Source organism: Flagellimonas hymeniacidonis (assembly GCF_008040165.1).
Lineage (GTDB): Bacteria > Bacteroidota > Bacteroidia > Flavobacteriales > Flavobacteriaceae > Flagellimonas > Flagellimonas hymeniacidonis.
In genome coordinates, this window is sequence record NZ_VRUR01000001.1 from 572,046 (window position 1) to 595,759 (window position 23,714).

General features: G+C 37.9%; 20 protein-coding genes, 1 tRNA gene and 1 pseudogene. 12 read left to right on the plus strand and 10 right to left on the minus strand.

Annotation, left to right across the window (positions count from 1 at the left end):
- Positions 1-6 precede the first annotated feature (6 nt).
- The 8 genes and pseudogenes from FVB32_RS02515 to FVB32_RS02550 all read left to right on the plus strand — a co-directional run bounded on the left by FVB32_RS02515 (position 7) and on the right by FVB32_RS02550 (position 9,610).
- Positions 7-1,794, plus strand: a complete 1,788-nt coding sequence (locus tag FVB32_RS02515; RefSeq protein ID WP_187269478.1) for a RagB/SusD family nutrient uptake outer membrane protein — start codon at positions 7-9, stop codon at positions 1,792-1,794.
- A 23-nt stretch (positions 1,795-1,817) separates the two neighbouring features.
- Positions 1,818-2,798 (plus strand): LamG-like jellyroll fold domain-containing protein, encoded by a 981-nt coding sequence (locus FVB32_RS02520; RefSeq protein WP_147741013.1) that lies wholly within the window; start codon positions 1,818-1,820, stop codon positions 2,796-2,798.
- A 137-nt stretch (positions 2,799-2,935) separates the two neighbouring features.
- Positions 2,936-4,357, plus strand: a complete 1,422-nt coding sequence (locus FVB32_RS02525) for a sulfatase (RefSeq protein ID WP_147741014.1) — start codon at positions 2,936-2,938, stop codon at positions 4,355-4,357.
- Between the two features lie 11 nt (positions 4,358-4,368).
- On the plus strand, positions 4,369-6,018 hold the full coding sequence (locus tag FVB32_RS02530; RefSeq protein WP_147741015.1) for a discoidin domain-containing protein: 1,650 nt from the start codon (positions 4,369-4,371) through the stop codon (positions 6,016-6,018).
- A 24-nt stretch (positions 6,019-6,042) separates the two neighbouring features.
- A complete protein-coding gene (locus tag FVB32_RS02535) occupies positions 6,043-7,662 on the plus strand; it encodes an arylsulfatase (protein WP_246139815.1) in 1,620 nt (539 codons plus the stop codon).
- Between the two features lie 316 nt (positions 7,663-7,978).
- Positions 7,979-8,338: a hypothetical protein gene (locus FVB32_RS02540; RefSeq protein ID WP_147741016.1), complete on the plus strand. Its 360-nt coding sequence runs from the start codon at positions 7,979-7,981 to the stop codon at positions 8,336-8,338.
- 19 nt (positions 8,339-8,357) lie between these two features.
- Positions 8,358-9,088: pseudogene (istB, locus tag FVB32_RS02545) on the plus strand (IS21-like element helper ATPase IstB).
- Positions 9,089-9,304: 216 nt separating this feature from the next.
- Positions 9,305-9,610, plus strand: a complete 306-nt coding sequence (locus FVB32_RS02550) for a hypothetical protein (protein WP_147741017.1) — start codon at positions 9,305-9,307, stop codon at positions 9,608-9,610.
- A gap of 353 nt (positions 9,611-9,963) precedes the next feature.
- On the opposite strand, the gene FVB32_RS02555 is transcribed toward FVB32_RS02550, so the two are convergent.
- Positions 9,964-10,045, minus strand: a tRNA-Leu gene (locus FVB32_RS02555).
- A gap of 98 nt (positions 10,046-10,143) precedes the next feature.
- Between FVB32_RS02555 and FVB32_RS02560 the strand changes: the two genes are divergently transcribed.
- From FVB32_RS02560 to FVB32_RS02570, 3 genes are all read left to right on the plus strand, one after another.
- Positions 10,144-11,532, plus strand: a complete 1,389-nt coding sequence (locus FVB32_RS02560) for a dipeptidase (protein ID WP_147741018.1) — start codon at positions 10,144-10,146, stop codon at positions 11,530-11,532.
- A gap of 90 nt (positions 11,533-11,622) precedes the next feature.
- Positions 11,623-12,723 (plus strand): DUF4407 domain-containing protein, encoded by a 1,101-nt coding sequence (locus FVB32_RS02565; RefSeq protein WP_147741019.1) that lies wholly within the window; start codon positions 11,623-11,625, stop codon positions 12,721-12,723.
- A 193-nt stretch (positions 12,724-12,916) separates the two neighbouring features.
- Complete coding sequence (locus tag FVB32_RS02570) at positions 12,917-13,396, plus strand: hypothetical protein (RefSeq protein WP_147741020.1); 480 nt, start codon at positions 12,917-12,919, stop codon at positions 13,394-13,396.
- 152 nt (positions 13,397-13,548) lie between these two features.
- On the opposite strand, the gene rfbD is transcribed toward FVB32_RS02570, so the two are convergent.
- The 4 genes from rfbD to rfbB are packed head-to-tail and all read right to left on the minus strand — an operon-like array spanning position 13,549 to position 16,890.
- Positions 13,549-14,418, minus strand: coding sequence for a dTDP-4-dehydrorhamnose reductase (rfbD, locus tag FVB32_RS02575; protein WP_147741021.1), 870 nt, complete (start codon positions 14,416-14,418; stop codon positions 13,549-13,551).
- A gap of 15 nt (positions 14,419-14,433) precedes the next feature.
- A complete protein-coding gene (rfbC, locus tag FVB32_RS02580; protein ID WP_147741022.1) occupies positions 14,434-14,982 on the minus strand; it encodes a dTDP-4-dehydrorhamnose 3,5-epimerase in 549 nt (182 codons plus the stop codon).
- A gap of 2 nt (positions 14,983-14,984) precedes the next feature.
- The gene (rfbA, locus tag FVB32_RS02585; protein ID WP_147741023.1) at positions 14,985-15,845 is read right to left on the minus strand and encodes a glucose-1-phosphate thymidylyltransferase RfbA; all 861 of its coding nucleotides are present in this window, start codon (positions 15,843-15,845) and stop codon (positions 14,985-14,987) included.
- 10 nt (positions 15,846-15,855) lie between these two features.
- Complete coding sequence (gene rfbB / locus FVB32_RS02590; protein WP_147741024.1) at positions 15,856-16,890, minus strand: dTDP-glucose 4,6-dehydratase; 1,035 nt, start codon at positions 16,888-16,890, stop codon at positions 15,856-15,858.
- A gap of 223 nt (positions 16,891-17,113) precedes the next feature.
- Here rfbB and FVB32_RS02595 point away from each other — a divergent pair, with 223 nt between their 5' ends.
- Positions 17,114-18,247, plus strand: coding sequence for a hybrid sensor histidine kinase/response regulator (locus FVB32_RS02595; RefSeq protein WP_147741025.1), 1,134 nt, complete (start codon positions 17,114-17,116; stop codon positions 18,245-18,247).
- On the opposite strand, the gene FVB32_RS02600 is transcribed toward FVB32_RS02595, so the two are convergent.
- The 5 genes from FVB32_RS02600 to FVB32_RS02620 are packed head-to-tail and all read right to left on the minus strand — an operon-like array spanning position 18,244 to position 23,696.
- Entirely contained in the window at positions 18,244-19,452 is a 1,209-nt protein-coding gene (locus FVB32_RS02600; protein ID WP_147741026.1) for a glycosyltransferase family 2 protein, read from the minus strand. The two genes, FVB32_RS02595 and FVB32_RS02600, sit on opposite strands and share 4 nt — an antisense overlap.
- Positions 19,453-19,479: 27 nt before the next feature.
- Entirely contained in the window at positions 19,480-20,118 is a 639-nt protein-coding gene (locus FVB32_RS02605; RefSeq protein ID WP_147741027.1) for an acyltransferase, read from the minus strand.
- 10 nt (positions 20,119-20,128) lie between these two features.
- Complete coding sequence (locus FVB32_RS02610; protein WP_147741028.1) at positions 20,129-21,322, minus strand: glycosyltransferase; 1,194 nt, start codon at positions 21,320-21,322, stop codon at positions 20,129-20,131.
- Between the two features lies 1 nt (position 21,323).
- Positions 21,324-22,481, minus strand: a complete 1,158-nt coding sequence (locus tag FVB32_RS02615; protein WP_147741029.1) for a glycosyltransferase family 4 protein — start codon at positions 22,479-22,481, stop codon at positions 21,324-21,326.
- 6 nt (positions 22,482-22,487) lie between these two features.
- A complete protein-coding gene (locus FVB32_RS02620; RefSeq protein ID WP_147741030.1) occupies positions 22,488-23,696 on the minus strand; it encodes a glycosyltransferase in 1,209 nt (402 codons plus the stop codon).
- Positions 23,697-23,714 lie beyond the last annotated feature (18 nt).

Sequence of the window (23,714 nt, forward strand, 5' to 3'; positions counted from 1 at the left end):
ATTGAAATGAAAAATTTGAAAAATATTTTTTGCTTAGCAAGCTTAATGCTGCTTTTGACCATAAGTTGCGATAGTGAATTGGAACTTGTTCCACAAGATGAGCTATCCGAGGCGACTATATTCAGTACTTATAACAACGTACGAACATATTCATGGAGTTTCTATGAGTTTTTTAACACCTTTCCCAGAAGTACTACTTGGGCGGCCACACTGGATTTGGATGGTGACCTTATGCAAAATGGCGGCAGCAGTGTCTCACGACCTTATATTGCTCAGAATATTGATATTCCCGCTAACAGTTCAGGAACCATTTATGGTAATTCTTATGCTAACATACGTCGTGTGAACATCATGTTGGGAAACATCGATGAATCCGAAATGGAAGAAGATGATATTGCCCATTGGAGAGGTGTAGGACTATTCTTTAGGGCTCATGAATTTTTTAATCTTTTAAGAACTTATGGAGGGGTGACTTGGTTGGAAAATGAGATTACCGATGCTGACACAGATATATTGAATGCTCCCAGGGATTCAAGAGATCTTGTGGCAAACAATATATTGAGAGACTTACTTGAGGCCATTGCTACCATTAAAGAAGAAGGTGATGGCCCCAATACAGTAAACTCTGATGTTGCCAGAGCGCTATTGGCACGTTTTGCTCTTTTTGAAGGTACATGGCGCAAATACCATGGACTTGGTGATCAGGATAAATTCCTAAATGCAGCAATACAAGCTTCCTCAGAGCTAATTGACAAATATCCAAGCATACACCCTAGCTACGATCGCGTTTTTAACAGTATTGATCTTGCTGGCATTGAAGGGATATTGCTCTACAAACACTATGTAATTGATGAATTAACCCATACTGTTTCAACAAATACCAGGTCAACCAATAACAAATACGACATTACCCGAAAAGGAATTAATAAGTTTTTGACCAAAAATGGTCTTCCAGTTGCCAATCCAACTAATACCCAGTTTCAAGGAGATCAAGACTTTTATGCAGAATTCAGAGATCGGGATGACCGTTTACTTCTTATGAGTCCGCCTCCATATAGGGTAAATGGAGATGGAACCCAGAACTGGACTCCCACAGGCAATCCCGCCGATGAGGAATATTTTCCAATACTTGCGGCTATAACAGGTGGCTTTCCTTACAAAGAATTACCTGACAGAAACTGGTCCAAAAGAGTTACCGGTGAAGTTCCCAATTTTGACAGGTTAGTTCCTACGCAAACTGGAAATGGGTATCGTTTTTGGAAGATTTGGAACGATCACAATGATGCGGTATCATCTAGGGATTTAAATGATGACCCCATATTCAGAATGGGAGAGATACTTCTTATCTACGCAGAGGCAAAATTTGAGGCAGGTGATTTTGATCAGGCTACGGCAGATTTGACAATTAATCAACTTAGACAGCGAGGAGGTGTAGCAGCCATGACAATTGCTTCAATTACCGCAGATTTTGACCCAACCAGAGATCCTGATGTTGATCCTGTTTTGTTCGAAATAAGACGTGAGAGAGCGGTTGAAATGATGGGGGAAGGCGTCCGAAGGGACGATTTACGAAGATGGAAAAAAATGGATTACGCCACGGAAGTAAAATTGGGAAGGTGGATACGACAATCGGATTATACCCAAACGATACCAATTCAGAACAATGCAGCAGAAGGTTATGTGCAATTGATTCCCATTGCACCGCCAGCTTTCCCCGATTATTACTATTTATTTCCACTACCGGCGGACCAATTGGTCCTAAACCCAAATCTTGAACAAAACCCTGGGTGGTAAACCAAACTAAAAATCGACAAAACATGAAAAGTAATACTATAGTTTTAATGATGAGAAGTTTTGGTCCTATGGCCATATTCCTATTGACCTTAGGCTCATGTGCGCGTAATGATGATGGCTATCCTGAAACCATCGATATTGATCCAGCCAAGTTACCCGAAGTATCTTTCACCGCATCAACTACTTTGGTTATGCAAGACGAATCGGTAACTTTTGAAGATACCTCGACCAAGGAACCAATTTTATATACTTGGGAATTTGAAGGAGGAAGTCCAACCAGAAGCACGGTGTCCAATCCTGTGGTTACCTATCCAGTAGTAGGTACCTTTAGGGTATCCCTTAAAGTCCGCAATGAATTTGGAGCAGCTGAGGTTGTACAAGAAAACTTTATTACCGTTGAAGGTATACCAATTGATCCTGCCGTTACGGTACTTCTCAATTTAGATGATAGCCTTCTCAATGAGGGTTCCGCGGGTGGTGCCGCAATTTCAGCGGGGACGCCAGCATACGCCACTGGCGTGGATGGTCAGGCGTATTCTTTTGATGGAACAAATAACCTAACCCTTCAAGGGTATACTGGAATAAACGGAGCAGCTCCAAGAACTGTAGCTGCTTGGGTAAATACTACCAGCACAACTAGGGAAACCATCACCCATTGGGGTGCGCAGGCTATTGGTAGTCGAGCCTCATTTGTTATGAATGGATCTGGAGTTATCCGCTACGAGGTTGCCGGTGGTGGAATTAACAGTGTTTCTACTGTAAATGATGGAGCTTGGCATCATGTAGCCCATACCTACGATGGTTCAACTGTTAGGTTATATATTGATGGAGTCGAGGATGTTTTTTGGGATACGACAATAATCAATACAGGTGTGGGTGGTGAAACAGATGTAGAAATAGGTGCCCAACTCGGAAGCAATATTTTTGATGGATTGATTGATCAGGTATATATATACAATAGGGCTTTGTCCGCAGCAGAAATTCTAACATTGTCACAGCAATAAATATTAAGATAATAGTTTAGTTTGAGTTAGTTCTTTTGTAAAGATGCCCGAAAACGTTCCCCCAATAGGTTGGTTGTTCGGGCATTCTTTCTTTTAAGGGATTTAACCCACCCTATGATACCATTAGACATAATTTCATGAGAATTAAGATTGTAATATTTGTAAATATCTTTTTTGGTTTGGTGGGATGTCAAACAAGTCAGCCGTCAAATACCTCTACCCAGACCAAACCCAATATCATAATAATAAATATAGATGATATGGGATGGGGAGAACCTTCATATATGGATGGTGATTTTTATGAAACTCCCACAATAGATGCCCTATCTAAGCAAGGAACTATATTTACCAATGCCTACGCGGCGGCAGCTAATTGTGCGCCGAGCAGGGCAAGTTTAATGACCGGAAAATGGACCCAACGACATGGGATTTTTACTGTTGGAAGCTCCGAAAGAGGAAAATCCAAGGACCGAAAATTAATTCCAACAGTTAATAAGACGAATATATCCGAAGAGTTTTTATTGATTCCTGAATTGCTTAAAAAAAATGGCTACCATACCATTCATGCAGGAAAATGGCACTTGTCCGACAACCCCTTGCAAAATGGATTCGACACGAATATAGGTGGAAGTTATGCCGGACACCCATCAAGTTACTACGCTCCCTATAAAAATTTAGATATCACAGCTCCGAAGGGTGAACGCTTAACCGGGGTCATTATGGATAGGCTTATTGACTCTATAGAAAACAAGGATAAACCATTCTTTGTTAATTATGCTCCCTATGCCGTGCATACCCCTATTCAACCCATAGATTCCTTATTGGAAAAATATCAGAACAAAGAGAAAATTGAAGGAAGAAGCAATCCCAAATATGCGACCATGATTGAGGATGTGGATACTAATATTGGGAAATTAATTTCATTCTTAAAACAAACAGATCGTCTTAAGAACACCATTATCATATTTACATCGGACAACGGGGGGTTGTTTTATGTTAGCAACCAACACCCTTTAAGATCAGGTAAAGGGAGTTACTATGAAGGAGGTATTAGAGTGCCTTTTTTCATTATTTGGGAAGGCAAAATTGATAGGAGTAAAGTAGATAAGACCCCTATTTCCCATCTAGATATCTACCCCACCTTGTTGGAGATTGCTGATATTGATTCACCTGGCAATTTAAGATTGGATGGAAAGAGCTTACATCCTATCCTATTAAAAAAGGAAGTTTTGGAAACACGTCCCCTATTCTGGCACTTTCCTGTTTATTTACAGGCCATCACAAAGGAAAATGAGAATCGTGATCCAAAGTTTAGAACACGTCCAGGGTCGGTGGTCCAATATGGCAAGTGGAAACTGCACCATTATTTTGAAGATAACGCCTTGGAACTTTACAATTTAGAAGATGATCTGGGAGAAAGAAACAATTTAGTCAAAGCCATGCCGGAAAAAGCTGAGGAATTATTTGGGTTATTGGAAATATGGAGAGCCGATACCAACGCCCCAACACCACATGAAATCAATGAAGCATATCAAGAACCAACCATAAAAAGGTCGTGAATACAAACACCATGAAACCAATACATCTTTTTTTATTCTTTTTGACATTTTTTTTTGGCTCTTGCTCATCAGATAGTGCAGAAACTAATACTCCGCCAACCAGTAGCGAAAAACCAATGGAATCCAAAGAACCTGAAACTTCAGAGGATGATGTTTGGAATGTTAACCGGAGTAATCAATATGCTTTGAATGTGGTTTTCTTTAATCCTACAGATTATACAGTAAATGAGGGATTATTGAATGAAGTCGGAAATATGATGGTCTATGTGCAACAGTGGTTTGAACTTCAAATGGAGCTCAACGGATATGGCAAAAAAACCTTTGGTTTGGTTACAAATCAACAAGGCAAGGCAAGAATTCATTTAGTACAAGGCAGGCTTGCATCCACATCTTACCAAGGACATAACGAAATCCTTAACGAAATTAACCAGTATTTTGCTGCCAATCCAAACGCGAAACAAGGAACCCATACGTTTGTTCTAGGTTTTAGGGATAGTGGCGTTCCTTTTTACGGAATCAATAAAATAGCTTTTGCCAATACAGATGATTTTAAACTAGTCCCGACTGGAAAATCCATTGGTGATTTTCAACTTATGAACTGTGACCGATTGGGCGGTATCATGCATGAACTAGGGCATGGTCTCAATCTGCCACATTGCGCACATAAGGGTTCAGATTTGCCGAAAGTTTCTTTAATGTCATTTGGAAATCACACTTATCAAAATGATGGTTCTGAACGTGTTTTTCTAACCGCATCGAGTTCGGCTATCCTAAATGTATGTGAAGCTTTTAATACAAAAGACAATATTCCATATTATGCCACTGATGTTGGTGCCGAATTTTTGGGATATACGGTAGAGAAAGATGAAACTAACAACTCCTTGATGGTACAAGGTACTGTTACATCTCCTGCGGTATTAAATCATATCTATGTTGGACATGACGGTTTTCCTGCAGGCGGGGGTGATAATTACGATGACGTAACCTTTACGACAGTACTTGACCCCACTGGAAATATAAATGAATACAATTTCAATCTGCGGATTCCGTACAGCGACCTTTTTAATGAATATAAGGATGAGACGAAAAATGATATGCAGCTCACATTCAACGTTATTGCAAAAAATGGCAACAGGCAAAAAATAGGAGGTTATGCCTATACCATAGATTTAACAACAAAAATCCCCAATGATGACGTGATTGCTTCCTATATCCCATTCGTGTTACGTGATAGAAGTAACTGGACCATATCAACCAATACAACAAGCCCAAATCCCGACCGTGTTGCCACCACTATGCTAGATAGTGATCTATCATCTTACTGGCATTCAGATTATCCTTATAGCATTGCAGATAGTGGACCCCATGAGATTACCATTGATATGGCGGACTCAATGACTTTTAGCGGAGTTTACCTGTTTTCAGACAGAGCGGGGACCAATTATAGACCAAAGAATGTAGTCATTCAAACAAGCAATGATGGTATAAGTTTCACAACGGTTAAAGAAATGTCTCTATCCAATGGTTTGACAGAAGCTAAGATCAACTTAGACAACAGTGTTAGCTCACAATATTTAAGAATTTTGATAAGTCAGGTATACATTCCCTCTGGAACAGAGGAAAACCTTATCTTAAACGAAATCGATATCATTTCGGAATAATAATATTTCTTTAAAAAAATGAACATGAAATTCCATTCTTTCTCAACAGATTCGATCTATTTCAAACCTATCAATACAATCATGCTCTTGTTGCCAACTGTCTTTTTTGGCCTTGTGGTAAGTTCGTGTAAAGACAATACAGAAACAGAAGTCAAAACGGAAAAACCAAATATCATTTACATCCTTGCGGACGATTTGGGATATGGTGAATTGGGCGCTTATGGTCAAGAAAAGATTGAAACTCCGCATATTGATGCTCTGGCCAAGAACGGGATGCTATTTACACAACATTATACCGGAGCTCCTGTTTGCGCTCCCGCAAGATACATGCTAATGACAGGTAAACATTCTGGACATGCCTACATAAGAGGCAATGATGAATGGAATGAAAGAGGAAATGTTTGGAATTACAAAGCTGTCGTTCTAGACTCTACTTTAGAGGGCCAAAGACCAATTCCTTCATCTACGGTATTGTTTCCAAAATTGTTAAAAGAAAATGGATATACAACGGGAATGGTAGGGAAATGGGGACTAGGAGCACCTCATACCGATGCAATTCCAACCAAGATGGGTTTTGATTTTTTCTATGGATACAATTGCCAAAGACAAGCACATACCTATTACCCTGTACATCTATATAAGAATGAAAACAGAGTCCACCTTAACAACGATACCATTCCACCAAGTAAAAAGTTAGCTGAAGGTGCAGACCCTAATGACCCATCAAATTACAAAGATTACAACCTAAACGATTATACCCCTGATTTAATGTTTGATGAAATGTTGGGTTTCATCTCTGAACACAAAGAAAATCCTTTCTTTTTCTATTGGGCAACGCCTATACCCCACAATCCAATCCAAGCTCCCCAAAAATGGGTGGATTATTACAAAGAAAAGTTCGGGAAAGAGAAACCATATTTAGGAGAAATAGGTTATTATCCACATCAAAATCCAAGAGCAGGATATGCCGCCATGATTTCTTATTTAGATGAAAATGTAGGGAAGCTTGTTGAACACCTTAAAAAAAATGGGCTCTATGAAAATACCATTATCATGTTCACTTCGGATAATGGAGTAACCTATTCTGGAGGTACGGATGGTGAATTTTTTGACAGTTCAGGTATTTTTGGCGAAGAATATGGAAGAGGTAAAGGTTTTGTGTACGAAGGTGGAATTCGTGTTCCAATGATTGCTTCATGGCCAAATCATATTAAGCCTGGCAGCACAACCAATCATATTTCTGCTCAATATGACTTAATGGCAACCTTATTGGACCTTAACAATATTGAAAATCCTAATAAAACAGATGGCATTAGTTTTTTACCAACCTTGTTGGGGAAAGAAAATCAATCTGAACATGATTTTTTGTTTTGGGAGTATCCTGAATACGGAGGACAAGTTGCTATAAGAATGGGGGATTGGAAAGTAATCAGGCAAAATCTCAAGAATCCAAAAAAAGAACCAACATTAGAACTATACGATCTTAGCATAGATCCTGAAGAATTGAACAATATTGCCCACCAAAATCCAGAAATCATTGAAAAAGCAGCCAACATTTTTAAGGATGAACATGTCGACGCGGAGATAGAACGATTTAGGATTCCTTTAATTGAAGATGGATTGCTTTCTGATGCGCAAGATTAACTATATTATCTCAAAATTCAGGACGAATTTATCACTGATTAAGTATCTGTTTTCCATTGGAGATATTAACGAGCTTGGACGCAGAATAGTTCTGAGTTTTGGAATCTTTCCTAATGGGAATACCGAATGGCACCAATTTCTTCTCGTTCACCAAAACTTAAGTGACTGATAATGAATCGGTAAGTTACCTGATGGGGATTTCTTTGAAGAGTGTTCCAAGACTTTTTCCCTCTTACCAGCCAGAGTTGATTCGCTTCATATATCTATTTACTAGGTACATGGTCTTCACATCAGAAGAGATGAACGGTACACCACCGTGGCGGAGCACATGCCAACCCACCATAGGTTCGTCAGCGAATGGAGCAGCGGGAAGTTCATCGCCTGGACGGCACAGATCGGCCCGCACTGCAAAACGTACATCATCGGGATATTGGACAAGAAGCAGCACCCCGAGCAATCCTACAAGTCATGCCTGGGGATACTCCATCTGGCCAAAAAGGTCGGCGACCAGAGGTTGGAAAATGCCTGCAAGCGGGCATTGGACTACGGGGCGTACAATTACAATATGGTGGAGCATATCCTAAGGAACGGATGGGACGACATCGAGGAAAACCCAGGGGAGCACATCGAAGTTCCCAACCACGACAACATCAGGGGCGGAGATTATTATAAATAAAACCATAAAATCAATGATCATGAACACAAAGACACTTGAACATATGAAACAACTAAGGTTTTACGGAATGGTAAGGGCCTTCAACACCAGCCTTTCCTCCGGGAGCGTCGATTACACCAACGACGAACTGGTGGCCTACCTTATGCAGTCCGAATGGGACGATAGGCACAACCGCAAGATCAAACGCCTGACCAAGGCCGCAAGGTTCAGATATGGTGCCGTGATGGAGGCAATCGACTACGCCCCCGAGAGGAACATCGACAAAACCAAGTGCAGCGTTTTGCATCCTGCGAGTTCATCCGTAAGAAGGAAAACGTCCTCATTACCGGAAGTACCGGTGTGGGCAAAAGCTATATGGCATCCGCCATAGGCCATCAGGCATGCTCGATGGGCCGTAGGGTTATGTACTTCAACACCGCAAAGCTGTTCACCATGCTCAAGACATCGAAAGCGGACGGGTCATATCTAAAACAGATAGGCAAGCTTGAAAAGCAGGACCTGCTCATACTGGACGACTTCGGCCTGAAACCATTGGACAACATCAACAGGCACTCGTTCATGGAAATAATAGAGGACAGGCAAGGCAAGCGCTCGACAATAATAGCATCACAACTGCCCATCGAGGCATGGAACTAGATAATCGGGGAAAAGACCATTGCGGACGCAATACTCGACCGTCTGGTGCACACGGCCCACAGAATAGATATCAAAGGGGAATCAATGAGAAAAAAATTGAGAAATAATCGCTAATTTTAATCCACGAATGAATCGATTTTAAGCACTTCGTTTACACTGCTCACTTTTATCCGCTGTGAGTGGTATACTTTAGCCGCCCTATCCAGCCTAATGTTCTAAAATAAGTGTAGTATAAAATTAAAATAGAAGACTTACAATAGCAACTATAGCACTTGTAAGTGTTGTTCGCACACAAAAATTTCCCGTGCGTTTATTTTATAATCGTCATATGTGAGGTTGCGGTTATCTTTTGTAGATATCTTCATACCTTTTGATATTGGCAGACGCGTGCAACAAAATGCCGCAGGAGGAACAAATCATGGAGCTGCTAATAACGTATTTATTATTGGTGAAAATCTTAAATCAAAAGGGTTTTATAATGAATTACCTAACCTAACAAATTTAGATGCTAATGGAGATGTTATTCATAGTGTAGACTTTAGGTCTGTGTATGCCACTATTTTAGATAAATGGCTTCAAGTAGACGATGAGATTATTCTAAATAAGTCTTTTAGCAAGCTAGATTTTATAAATTAAGCTTAATTATATTAAGCTGTTAACGTTATTAAGAATCAACATATCAACTTCAGTTTCTATTTATTGTTTGGGGCGTATTTTGGCTACGAGAGAGTTATTTGTAAAATCTTTGAAATACTATCCACTAATATTTTTGATATCCGCTGTATAGATCATAAAAGCAAAAAGTTCTAAATATTTTACTTAATCAAAAGATAGAACAAAAAAATAGCTTTTGATATTAAATGTATCTAAATCTCATCATTTTAAATTAAGCCTACAAGGACAACAAAATGTTGTACCTACGTTGTACCTGAATAAAAATGGTTACTATTTTTAACGAAAAAAGCCGAAGATTTCTCTTCGGCTTTTTGTGCGGGCGGAGAGACTCGAACTCTCACACCTCGCGGCACTAGATCCTAAGTCTAGCGTGTCTACCAATTCCACCACGCCCGCAAAAAGGTCTGCAAATATAAATCAATTTTCGGATTTGCAAATACACTCTTTTTAAAAACTTGTTTTTTGTACTTTTAGTGTCCTTTTTAAAACTTTACATGGAACAAATTAACGACTACATCAACACGCATAAAGATCGATTTATTTCTGAACTCATAGAACTGCTAAAACTACCATCCATTAGTGCGGATACCGCTTTTTCTCAAGATGTTTTGGAAACCGCTAAAGTTGTAGAAAAATCCCTTAAAGAAGCAGGATGTGATAAAACTGAAATCTGTGAAACCAAAGGCTATCCCGTTGTCTATGGAGAAAAAATAATAGACACTAATCTACCCACAATTTTAGTATATGGTCATTACGACGTGCAACCACCTGACCCGATGGAGCTATGGACTTCCCCCCCATTTGAACCTGTTATTAAAAAAACTGATTTGCACCCTGAAGGTGCAATCTTCGCAAGAGGTGCCTGTGACGATAAGGGTCAAATGTACATGCATGTCAAAGCGGTGGAATTTATGATCAAAAACAACCAGTTACCCTGCAATGTCAAATTTATGATCGAGGGGGAAGAAGAAGTCGGAAGCGATAGTTTGGCGGATTTTTTGGAAGCCAATAAGGAAAAGCTGTCCAATGATATTATTTTGATTTCGGATACTGGAATGATTGCAAATGATGTTCCCTCGATAACCACGGGATTAAGAGGGTTAAGCTATGTTGAAGTTGAAGTTACAGGACCCAACCGTGATCTCCACTCAGGAATATATGGTGGAGCTGTACCCAATCCCATCAACGTTTTAAACAAAATGATTGCCTCATTACATGATAAAAACAACCATATTACCATTCCAGGTTTTTATGATAGGGTTGAGGAAGTTTCGGCAGCAGAGCGTGCAGAAATGGCAAAAGCACCATTTAATTTGGATGATTATAAAAAGGCTTTGGATATAGCCGATGTTCAAGGTGAAAAAGGATTTACAACCTCGGAAAGGTATTCCATTCGTCCTACTTTAGATGTTAATGGAATTTGGGGCGGATATACTGGTGAAGGAGCAAAGACTGTAATTGCCAGTAAAGCCTATGCAAAAATATCCATGCGTTTGGTCCCTGATCAGGATCCAGATGAAATTACGGAGTTGTTCACCACACATTTTAAATCCATTGCTCCAAAAGGCGTAAAGGTTAAAGTCACGCCTCACCATGGAGGACTTCCTTATGTGACCAATATGGACAGTGTAGGGTATCAGGCAGCGGCAAAAGCTTACGAAACTACCTTTAATAAAACACCTGTTCCAGAAAGAACAGGTGGGAGTATTCCCATCGTTGCCCTTTTTGAACAAGTTTTAGAAAGCAAGACCATTTTAATGGGCTTTGGGCTGGATAGCGATGCCATTCACTCTCCCAATGAGCATTTTGGGGTTTGGAATTATCTGAAGGGTATTGAGACCATTCCATACTTTTATAAATACTATACAGAGCTTGCCAAATAAACGTTAAAGCCCTGATTTTAGGCCTTTTCTTGTAACAAATCTATAGTGTTTGCGTTCTAATAGTCTATCAAACTTAAAACGGACACTATCATGTTACAACACTTTTTTATTTTCTGCTCTGGGGCAGATACTAAGATTTTAGAAACTTGTTCCAACGGGGAACGTAACAAATATGCTGGCATAGGCGCTACTGTTTTCTTTACCGCTGTAATGGCATTTATTGCCAGCGGATATGCCCTTTATACCGTTTTTGACAATGTATTTACATCCGTTTTCTTTGGATTGATTTGGGGTTTATTGATTTTCAACTTGGATCGCTACATTGTTTCAACCATAAAAAAACGAGATAATTTTAGAAGTGAGCTTATGCAAGCAGCACCTAGAATTATTCTTGCCATTATCATTGCCATTGTAATTTCAAAACCACTTGAAATGAAGATTTTTGAGAAGGAAATCAATCAAGTGTTATTGGAAGAAAAAAACGCAATGACTTTGGCCAACCAAGAGCAAATAGCTTTGCAGTACAATCCAAAAATTGAAAGCTTAAATCAGGAAGTTTCAAGATTAAAAAATGAAGTTGCTCTTAAAGAAGCCGAAACCAATGCCCTTTATGATACTTATATCTCCGAAGCAGAAGGTACGGCTGGAACCAAGCTTTTAGGTAAAGGACCCGTTTATAAGGAAAAGCGAGAAAAGCATGATGCTTACTTGGCCGAACTTAATGGGTTAAAAGAGATAAATTCAAAAAAAGTAGAAGCTATTGAAGCTCAAATTGCAGCATTGGGGACGGATTATACCGCTGCTGTAACCAATTCTCAACCTATAATTGATGGTTTTGATGGGCTTATGGCTCGTATCAATGCATTGGGTAAGTTACCTTGGCTGCCTTCCTTTTTTATTTTCCTGTTGTTTCTAGCTATTGAAACGGCCCCTATCATCGCTAAACTTCTGGCACCAAAAGGCGAATATGATTATAAGTTTGAAGAGCAAGAAAGTGTAGTTGCAACCTGGGTGACCCAAAAAGTGGCGCAACGCAAACTGTTGTTTTCCACTGATGGTGAACTCAACCAAAAAATTTATGAGGACATTAAAAATGAGGAAGAGCTCTATCGGTATAAAAAAGAGAAAGCTCAAGAACTGCTTAAGTTACAAGCAGATTCATTTCATAAGGTTCAGATGAAGGGGCTATAGTTGGCTTTGAAGCAGAACAGTTTTAATAGAAAACCATGAGTTCCTTTTCCTAATTTGTCAATCCACAATTTACATCCATCAATTAGCTTGTGAATCTTAAATTGAATTTCCCAAACTTCACTTATCGTAGGATATAAATCATTAAAACAAATTCATATCCTTTTTAGTTGTACTTAATTAGAGAACTAAATAGATGAGTAAATCTCAATACACATTAAGCTGTTATTTCAAATTGAATCCAGAAAGTTTTGTAAAGGTTTCTGACCAATTGGAAATATCATTACCCTGTATTAATTGTCAAAGAGACCATAGAACAATAATATTTGAAAACATTAATGAAAAAGGAATCTGTACACCAAGGAAAAAATGTGAAGGATTTCCAGGGAAATTAGTAAGTAGAGAGATAATAAAAGAAGCAGATGGAGTTAAAGTAAATTATTTAATTGAGTTTGATTATCACAAATTTACAGACTTAAAATACAATGCAGAATCAAATTTTAAATTTGGATGGGCGAGAGTGTATTTTACTATTAAATGTTCCGAATGCCAAAAAGAAAAAACGATTAGCACTCAAGAAAATGTTGGAAGACCTTGGGATGAAAAATGTGAATGTGGGAACATAATATTTCAAGATTATGAAACTCCATTCAAATATCAAGCAACTGAAAAATAACTAAGTACAACACTGTGTAAAAATGCATTAAAACGCATTTTACACTAAACGATAAGTGTCCTTCAGTTTTGATTCAAAGCATAGGTTAGCATCTTTTTCTTCTACACTTCGCCTTTCCTTCGACAGGGTCAGGATGACAATAGAGAGTGAAATCAAATATTAATTTTGGAGTATGCTTTTAAAGCTACTTTTAAGCTGTCTTTCCAATGTGGAATTTGAAGACCGAAAGTATTCTTAATCTTGGATTTGTCCAACACGCTAAACTTTGGGCGCTCTGCCGGCATAGGATATTCTGTGGAAAGAATAGGTTTTAAATCAATGTTGATTTTGTAATCATCAAAAATAGCTTTGGCAAAGTCATACCAACTCGCAACACCTTCATTGCTGTAATTGTAAACTCCGTATTCTATACTGTGGGCTTTTATAATATGTAAAACCACATTGGCGAGATCCAATGCATAGGTCGGAGTTCCAATTTGATCGTAGACTACAGAAAGTTCATCTCTTTCACTTCCTAACTTTAGCATGGTCTTCATAAAGTTGTGCCCAAATTCTGAATACAACCAAGAAGTTCTAATAATAAAATGCTCTTGCAGATTATTTATAATGGCACGTTCCCCCTTATACTTGGTATCGCCATAAAACCCAATGGGTCTTGCGATATCTTCTTCTAAATATGGGGTGTTCAGGAATCCATCAAAAACAAAATCTGTAGAGATATGGATTAAAACAGTTTTACTTTCATTACAGTTCATGGCCAAATTACGAGCGCCCGTAACATTTACCCTGTACGCCAAATCATTCTCAGCTTCCGCCTTGTCTACATTTGTAAATGCTGCACAATTAATACAATAAGCATAGTCGGAAGAAACAAGCTCCTGTCTTACCTCATCAAAATCCGTGATATCCAATTCTGAAGAGGATTTAAATACAAAATCCAAATCTTTTGTATGTCCATCAGAAACTAGTGATTTAAAGGTACTTCCCAATTGTCCAGATGCGCCGGTAACCAATATTTTCATAGTATGCTTGTAAAATTAATGGGGGACTGCCTCTTTAAAGACAGGCAAAAATTTATCTTTTTCGGAAATGATCAAATCCTCACTTGCTAAAATCCAATCAATATTGAATGTAGGGTCGTTGTATATTATTCCTCCTTCGGATGCTGCATTATAAAAGTTATCGCATTTATAGGAAAACTTAGCAGTATCGCTTAAAGTTACAAAACCATGGGCACATCCCCTTGGAATAAACATTTGTTTTTTATTGTTTGATGAAAGTAATGTCGACACCACTTGTCCAAAAGTTTTGGACTCAGGCCTTATATCAACAGCTACATCCAACACTTCTCCGTCCAAAACACGAACCAATTTAGCTTGGGCATGTTCTCCTTTTTGAAAATGCAGCCCTCTAAGCACTCCTTTTGAAGAGAAGGATTCGTTGTCTTGTACAAAAAATGGTTTTGCACCGGTTAACACTTCAAATTTTTCTTGGTTGTAGCTTTCCAAAAAATATCCTCTTTTGTCCTCGAACACTTTGGGCTCAATAACAAAACAACCTTCTATTTCCGTTTTATAAACTTCCATACTTATGTCAAAGCTTCTAATAATCGTTTACTATAACCACTCTTTAAGAATGGCTCTGTCAATTTTTTAAATTGACTTTTGGTTATGAATCCCATTTTGTAAGCAGATGATTCAATGGCACCTATTTTAAGGCCTTGTCTTTCTTCTATTACTTGAACAAATTGAGAAGCTTGCATCAACGATTGAAAAGTTCCTGTATCTAACCAAGCGGTACCCCTGTCCATAATGCTCACTTTCAGTTTTCCTCTTTTTAAGTATTCTTGGTTGATGTCAGTTATTTCCAATTCGCCCCGTTTACTTGGTTTAATGTTTTTTGCAATTTCCACCACCTCATTATCATAAAAATAAATCCCTGGAACCGCGTAATTGGATTTTGGCTTTGTTGGTTTTTCCTCAATCGAGGTCACCTTACCATCTTCATCAAATTCAACCACTCCATATCTCTCTGGGTCGGTAACATGATAGGCATAGATGATTCCTCCATCTGGATTGTTGTTAGATTGTAATAATTCTTCCAATCCCGTTCCATAGAAGATGTTGTCTCCAAGTATCAAGGCTACCTTGTCATCTCCAATAAATTTTTCACCAATGATAAAGGCTTCTGCCAAACCATTGGGGTGTTCTTGTACCGCATATTCAAACTTGCATCCGTATTTTCTGCCGTCGCCCAACAAGCGCTGGAACATGGGCAAATCATGTGGGGTTGAGATAATCAATATTTCCCAGATTCCCGATTCAATCAACGTTGAAAGTGGGTAATAGATCATGGGTTTGTCGTAGACGGGCATCAGTTGCTTGCTCACCGCTAAAGTAATGGGGTGCAAGCGTGTTCCCGATCCTCCTGCTAAAATTATTCCTTTCATGTGTCTAATTTTAAGCCAAACTTTTGGTTTTGTTATGGATGAACTTGTTTAAATACCAATCGATGGTTTTGTCAATACCGCTCTCAAAATTCTCATCAGCTTGCCAGCCTAAATCATTTTCAATTTTTGATGCATCAATGGCATACCTAAAATCGTGCCCTGCCCTATCTTTCACATAGGTAATCAAATCTTTATAGGAACCTTTAGATTTTGGATGTTTTTTATCTAAAATTTCGCAAACAGTTTGTGCGATGTATAGATTGTTTCTTTCATTCCTTCCACCTATGTTATAGGTCTCTCCCGAGACTCCCTTATCATAAGCCAGTGCAATTCCCTTACAATGGTCTAAAACGTAAAGCCAGTCCCTAATATTGGAACCATCACCATAAATAGGAATTTGTTCTCCCGCCAATGCTTTTCGAATAATGGTTGGAATCAATTTTTCATCATGCTGTTTTGGTCCATAATTGTTGGAACAATTGGTGGTTACCACATTCATACCATAGGTATGATGATAGCTTCGCACAATAAAATCAGATGATGCTTTTGAAGCACTGTATGGACTGTTGGGTGCATAGGGTGTAGTCTCCATAAACAGACCTTCTTTTCCAAGAGTTCCGTAGACCTCATCTGTTGATACATGGTGAAATCTTGAGTTTTTATAAGCTTCTTTATATACTCCCGGGCCAACCATCCAATACTTTTTGGCTACATCTATTAAATTAAATGTACCCAAGATATTGGTCTGCATAAATGCATCTGGATTGGTAATGGAATTATCAACATGCGATTCCGCAGCAAAATGGATAACCCCTTGAATAGTATACTTTTCAAATATCTTTTCTATGAGTTTTCTATCACAAATGTCTCCTTTGATAAACGTATAGCGCTCATGCTTCTCAACTTCATTCAAGTTTTCTAAATCTCCTGCATACGTGAGTGCATCAATATTAATGAGGTGAACATCTGTATTTGCTTCTAAAAAATAGGGAACAAAGTTGGATCCTATAAATCCTGCTCCTCCCGTAACTAAAATATTTGTCATGCAGATTATGCTTTCGTATTACTTATTTTGTAAATATAATCCTACTTTTTGTGGTCGTTCAATTATTGTTGTGAATGGCTGGTTTTTGTTGGTGGAATACTTTAATATATGTTTTAATGCAAAACAAACCAATTTATTAAACTCCATATTTTTATTCTGACAGTAAATGCTGAATAAACATAAAATCTTTTTCCTACTTTCGTATCAGGCCTTTTTGTTTTAAATGGAAAACCAAGTTACGGAAAAACCTTATATCCTTGCGGTTGATGACGAACAGCTAAATTTAGAGCTGCTTCGATTTATTTTAGAAAGAAATAACTACGAATTTGAAGGCACCAGCGATGATGACTATTTTTTTGAAATTCTAGAGAAAAGAAAGCCAGACCTTATTCTTCTGGATGTTATTATGCCTCGTATTGAAGGGTTTGAACTCTGCGAGAAAATTAAAGGTTTTAGAAAATACAAAGACATACCCATTATTTTTCTTACTGGCAAGGTAAATGTGAAAGATAAGGTGAAAGGTTTTGAAGTAGGCGGGGTGGATTATGTGACCAAACCATTTAATGAGCAAGAATTGATTGCCAGAATACAGACTCATGTTGAGTTGATTCGAGCTAAAAACCAAATTGAAAAACAGGCCCAAAACCTGAAACAATCCAATGATCTTAAGGACCGAATGTTTTCCATTATCGGACATGATCTGCGTTCTCCTTTGAGTGCTGCTAAATTGAAAATGGATTTCATTATGAGGGGAATCATTGACCCCAAGGATGACAAGTTTTTGGACGAAACAGTTTATGATCTTCTAAAAACTATGGACGAAGCATTGAACCTACTTCAAAACTTATTGGGCTGGGCAAAATCCGAAAGTGATCAAATTCAAGTGATTCCTGAAAAGCTTAATATCAATGAATTGGTGGAACAGACTTTTCGTTTATTAAAAATGGGGAGTGATCATAAAAAAATTGAAATGCAGAATAACGTTCCGGTGGATGTTTTTGCCTATGCCGATAACAACATGATCAAGACCGTACTACGAAATATACTTTCCAACGCCATAAAATTTACACCGGTTGAAGGGATTATTAAAATCAATTCTAAGCTTAGAAAAAATAAGCTTGTTATAGAAATCGAGGATAATGGTAATGGTATTCCCAAAGACGACATTAAAAAAATCTTGAATCCCAATGAGCACTTTAGCAAGTTAGGAACTGAAAAAGAACCAGGTACGGGATTGGGTCTTGTGCTTTGTCAAAATTTTGTCCAAAAAAATGGAGGCACTTTAAAAATTCGAAGTGAGGTTGGAAAAGGAAGCACCTTTTATTTTGATCTCCCTCTTTTTACTGAACAGGACTAAGCAACAGCTTCTGTCTGTACATCCCTTTTAGCACGCTCCCAATTAACGGATTGATTTCCTTTAATGTATCTTCCAAAACCAAGGAATACCGAAAGGTTCATGATAAAGAAATAATACGGTATAAAAAGTGCTTTTAAGCGAATTTGTCTGTTTTCTAGAAACCAACCCAACAAAGCCGCTGTATAAAACAATACCTGTCCCCAAAACAATATGCTGAATAGCCCAAATGAGAGTACTCCTTCATTTTGAGCCAAAACAAAGTTGATTGGTATTATTAGAAAAAGTAAAAGTGGAGTCAACGTCCAACGCAATACACGATGCGAAATATATTGAAACGAGAGTGTTCCATATTTAAAGAAGTTTAGCAAAGCTCTTAATCTAACCACAGATTGAATGCCTCCTGCCGAAATCCTTACTTTTCGTTTTAATTCTTCCTTTACATTGGCAGATGCAGTTTCAATGGCATACGCCTCAGGATTGTATTGAATGGTATAACCAGACATAGCAACACGAAGTGATATCATAAAATCATCCAACAGGGTATCCTTCTCTACTTCTTGCCAAAGCTCTGTCCGTATTGCAAAAAGTTCTCCTGCGGCTCCAACCACAGAGTAGAGTTCTGCATCCCATTTTTTAAGCTGCGATTCGTATTTCCAATACATTCCCTCTCCAGCACCTGCCGCGCTATCTGCATCTTTAGAATAAATTCGTTTTTCACCTGAAACACAGCCTACTTTTGGATTTCTGAACAAGCTTACAATTTCTCTAATAGAATCTTTGCCAAGATCGGTATTTGCATCAGAAAAGATAACAATTGGCGTTTTTACAAACGCCATACCGCGATTCATAGCTGCAATTTTGCCAGCCCTTTCATCTTTATGATGTACTTCTACTCCATCAAACTTTTTTAATAACTCTGGAGTACCATCATCGGATCCATCTGTCACCCAAATTTGGGTCACTTTATCTTGTGGGTAGTTCAAACTTTTTGAGTTTTTTACTTTTTGCTCTAAATAATCCTTTTCATTAAAGGCGCTTACAAAAAGGGTTACTTCTGGCTCATAATCTTCATTGCCCTCAAAATTTTTAGACAACCCGAGGATTCTTCTAATCTTGATGATTAAAAACAATAGTATTCCATACCCCAGATATGAGTAAAAAATAATGAAAAGTGAAATCCAGAAAAATATCTTTAAAAACTCCATTGCTATTTTTTTTAATTCATGAATGAATCATACGGCTACAAGATTCTTTTTTGCGGTTCTTTCCCATTCTCCCGTATCATGGTTATATGTTTTAACCACTCTTGCGGGATTTCCAACAGCAACTGAATAGGCCGGAATATCTTTGGTGACCACACTCCCGCCTGCAATAATGCAATGCTTTCCTATTGTAACTCCTGCAACAATTACACTATTTGCCCCTATCCAAGTTTCTTCTTCAACAATAATGGTAGCCGTAGATACTCCTTGCGCATGTATAGGTAGTGACACGTCCTCATAATTATGGTTAAGCCCAGAAAGCACTATGTTTTGTGCCAATCGGACATCATCGCCAATTGTTACTGGACCTATAATGGTATTGCCAAGACCAATTCGAGTTCTATTTCCGATTCTTACCGCCCCTACTCCGTTGTTAATGGTTGAAAAATCTTCTATTGTAGAATTTGCACCTAATTCAAAAGGGCTCCAAGGCAAAACATCCATACGGGTTCTTCTACAAATGGTTGAGCCTCTTCCTTTTTTATGATAGAAGGGATTTACAAACCATTTCACCCATAAACGTGGTCTTGCTTGGTTTTTAGGAACTAAAAGCCAATGCACATACTTTTTAATGATTTCACTATTCTTTATTTTGTCCTTTAAACCCATAACCTTTGGTTTATGCTGATTTTTTTATAGCGTCATAAATAGCCTGAACATTATTTTCCCAGGTATGGCTCTTTGCAAATTCGATTCGTTTTTTAACCAATTCTGAATTGTTCTCAACTAAAGCTTTTTCCGCTAATTGAATGTATTCTTCCTTGTTGGAGCCCAGATACACATGTTCTTTGAACATTTCCATAGCTTTGGTTCTTGTTGCCAAAGTAGGTTTGCCCATGGCCAAGTATTCATCAATTTTACGAGGATAATTTCCGATGGTCCAATCGTTGACCACTTGCGGGTTCATGGCAACATCAAAGCCTTTAACATAGGCAGGAAGTTGGGATGCATCTTTGCTTCCCAAGAAAAACACATTGTCCAATTCATGTAATTTTGATGTTCTAAAATCCTCATCTTCGGGTCCAACCAAAACAATGCTCCAATCTTTTTTGGTATTGGCCATATATTCAAGGAGTTCAATATCTAGTCGCATACTGGTTAAATATCCCACGTAACCAATTATGGGTTTGGGAATGGCATCAAATTCTTTGGGAATTTGAATAGTATCTTTTTCATCATTAAATAAGGAAACATCACAACCTTGACCAACCATAAAGCTGTTTGGATTGAACTTGGAACCGTATTCTGCATAAAGTGAAGAATTGTTTACAACGGTATCTGCTTGCTCAATAATTTGCGGTTCAATACGTTCCCCGTGTTTTCTCCAATACGGAACCCGTATTAAATAATCCCTCATGTAATACGTATAGGTTTTAGGGGATAAAAATTCCTTAAGATGTAATCCCAAAAACATAGAACTATCATTGAAGAGCAATACATCCTTGAAGTTTAATTGATGCATTGCCTCTTGAATATCGTTGGAGAAAACTCTCGAATTTCTTTTATTCAGTTTTTTAAAGATTGAATGAAATGGAATCCAGTTAATTGACTCTGTCAAGGACTTTGGGTATAAATTCCAGAGGTTTTCCTTTAACTGGACCAAATTGGTTTCTTCACCATTTTTGATTCTAATTCTTTTTTCCACTTTTTCGGTGCCCCTTCCTCTTCTTAAAGTGGCCCTGTCTAACGGAGGATTTACATAGAGCACTCTATTGTGCTTGGCAAATTCCATAGCAATGTTCTTGCAGTTACTGCCAATTTCAATATCCCATGCTTGTATGCCCACAACTACAATATCTTGACCTTTAATCATATTAGCTGTTTTTTAATTCGATATTGACATCTTCATATAGTTCCAATACGTTCCTCGCCATAGTCTCCCATGAAAAGTGTTTTGCTCTTTTAATCCCTTTTTCCGACAAAACCTGAACTAGTATCTTGTCCTCCACCAAAGTCCGCATTGCGGATGTAATCTCCGATGGGTTAAAAGGATCTACCATAAGTGCAGTATCTTCTCCAGCGACCTCTGGCATTGATGACGTGTTTGATGTAATTACGGGTACTCCACATGCCATTCCTTCCAGAATGGGTATTCCAAAACTTTCCCGTAATGATGGGTATAAGAATATGGTGCATTGGTTTATAATAGCTGGCAAATCAGTATTGGGAACGTATCCCGTTAAATGAATCAATGGTCTTATTTCTTCACCTTCAATAGAAGTTAAAAGTTTTTGAAGCTCTCCTTCATCATAATCCAACATTACCAGTTTGTATTGGTTGGGATATGCTTTATTGAAGTCTGAAAATGCCTTTAATACGCCTTTGGTGTTTTTCTTAGGGTCTGTATTCCCAAGAAAGAAAAAGAAATTGTCCGGTAGTGTATATTTATCTTTTATAGTCTTTAAATCACCTTGGTCGGTTACCTTTTTAAAATGTGAACCAACACCATTATAAATTGCAGTTAATCTATTATCCTTAAATCCAAAGTGATTGTTTATGCGTTCTTTTTCATAGTTGGAAACGGTGATTACCTTTTTGCTTTTTTTAATCACTGGGGGCACAAAATACCTTCGGTACATATTACCCAATTTCTGATACCAGGTGCCTTCTTTTTTAAAAATACTTATGCTTTCTAAATAAATAATATCATGTAAAGTGGTAATAAGAGGGACCTTGGAAAACAACGGTCCTGTATTGCTTGTGCAGTGCAGAACATCACAACCTTCTTTATAGGCAGCTTTGGGCAATGCAATTTGTTCCCATCCCGGATAACCCCATTTAGATTCTAGTTGTACTATTTTAAAATTAGGTGCATTGGGAATACAGGTGTCATCAAAATCTGGCTTTACAAAGACTACATATTCATTCTGATGGTCAATCTTCTGAAGGCTTTTAATAAGCTCCAGAGCAACCATGTCCATCCCATGCTTCTTTTTCCTGAAAAGGCGTTGTCCTTCTATTCCTATTTTCATTTGCTGTTATTGACTTTTAACTGTACCGTGTTGGGTATGAATAAATTTTTTGTTGGCCCCTTTTAATTTGAAAAGAGATAAGAACATAAGTAAAAACGCCTTAGGCAAAGTGAGCACTGCGCGTAATGTTTTTGAGCTATAAAACTTTTTAGGAATAGCGAAAAAGAACGCCAATATGGTTAGCAATAAACTTGCATACCAAAAGATAGCCGGTACACCTGAAAGGTTTGCTAGAGAAAAAAAGTTTATAGCAAAATATACAAAGGAAATAACCACTACCAACCCAAGCAATAATACTCTTGGAGGAGATACCATCTGATATACTTTATCAAAAAAATCTATATTTCCTTTTGTAAATAATTCTTTTAATCCAAGAACAAAATATCTTCCAAAATATATAAATTGAGCTGAAAGCCAGCGCTTGCGCTGGTTAGAAAACACTTCTGATTTTTGAACTTTTTCATCCAATACCAAAGCGTTATTTAAATATTCAATCTTGGTTCTGTTCTTTAATAGTTTTAGCTCCAATTCTTTATCAAAACCACCAACAGCATTAACATTGGCCATGGTATTTTTAAAGAAATAGTAATCAAATGCCATCCCAGAGCCAATCAATGCGGATGACAGGCCAAGAACGCGATGTCCTTTTCTAAAAATATGATTGTTTATTTCCTCGCTAATGGCATCCAGTATTGCAAAGGACGTATTGGTGTTTTTTGCAATTCGATGTCCTTGCACCACCTTATATCCCTGATTAAATGCGTTGTTGACCTTTTCAATAAAATGGTCTTCCATAATATTGTCCGCATCTAGTATCAAAGCAACATCATAACCATCTCCAATAACTTTCATCGCTTGGTTAAGTGCTTTGGATTTTGTGCTTTTTTCGAAAGAAACTTCAATTACTTTTATTGCTAATTTCTGGAGCTCTGCTAACGTCTCTTCTTGAAAAGAGTCCGCTATAATAATTACTTCAAAAAAATCTTCAGAATAGCTTTGTTTTAATGCCTGTTTGGCAACCTCAACAATAACACTGTCCTCCTTATAACCAGGAATCAATACCGCAAACTTTCTTTGCTTATGGAATATTTCATTCCGTTTTTTTGCTTTAAAGAGGCCCGCAAAAGAAAAAATAAATACGTAGATGGATGCAAATCCAAAGTAACCTATCAAAAGGAATTCAATGCCATGTATTAAAATTTTGATTACATCCATCTAAATATTCTTCTTAGC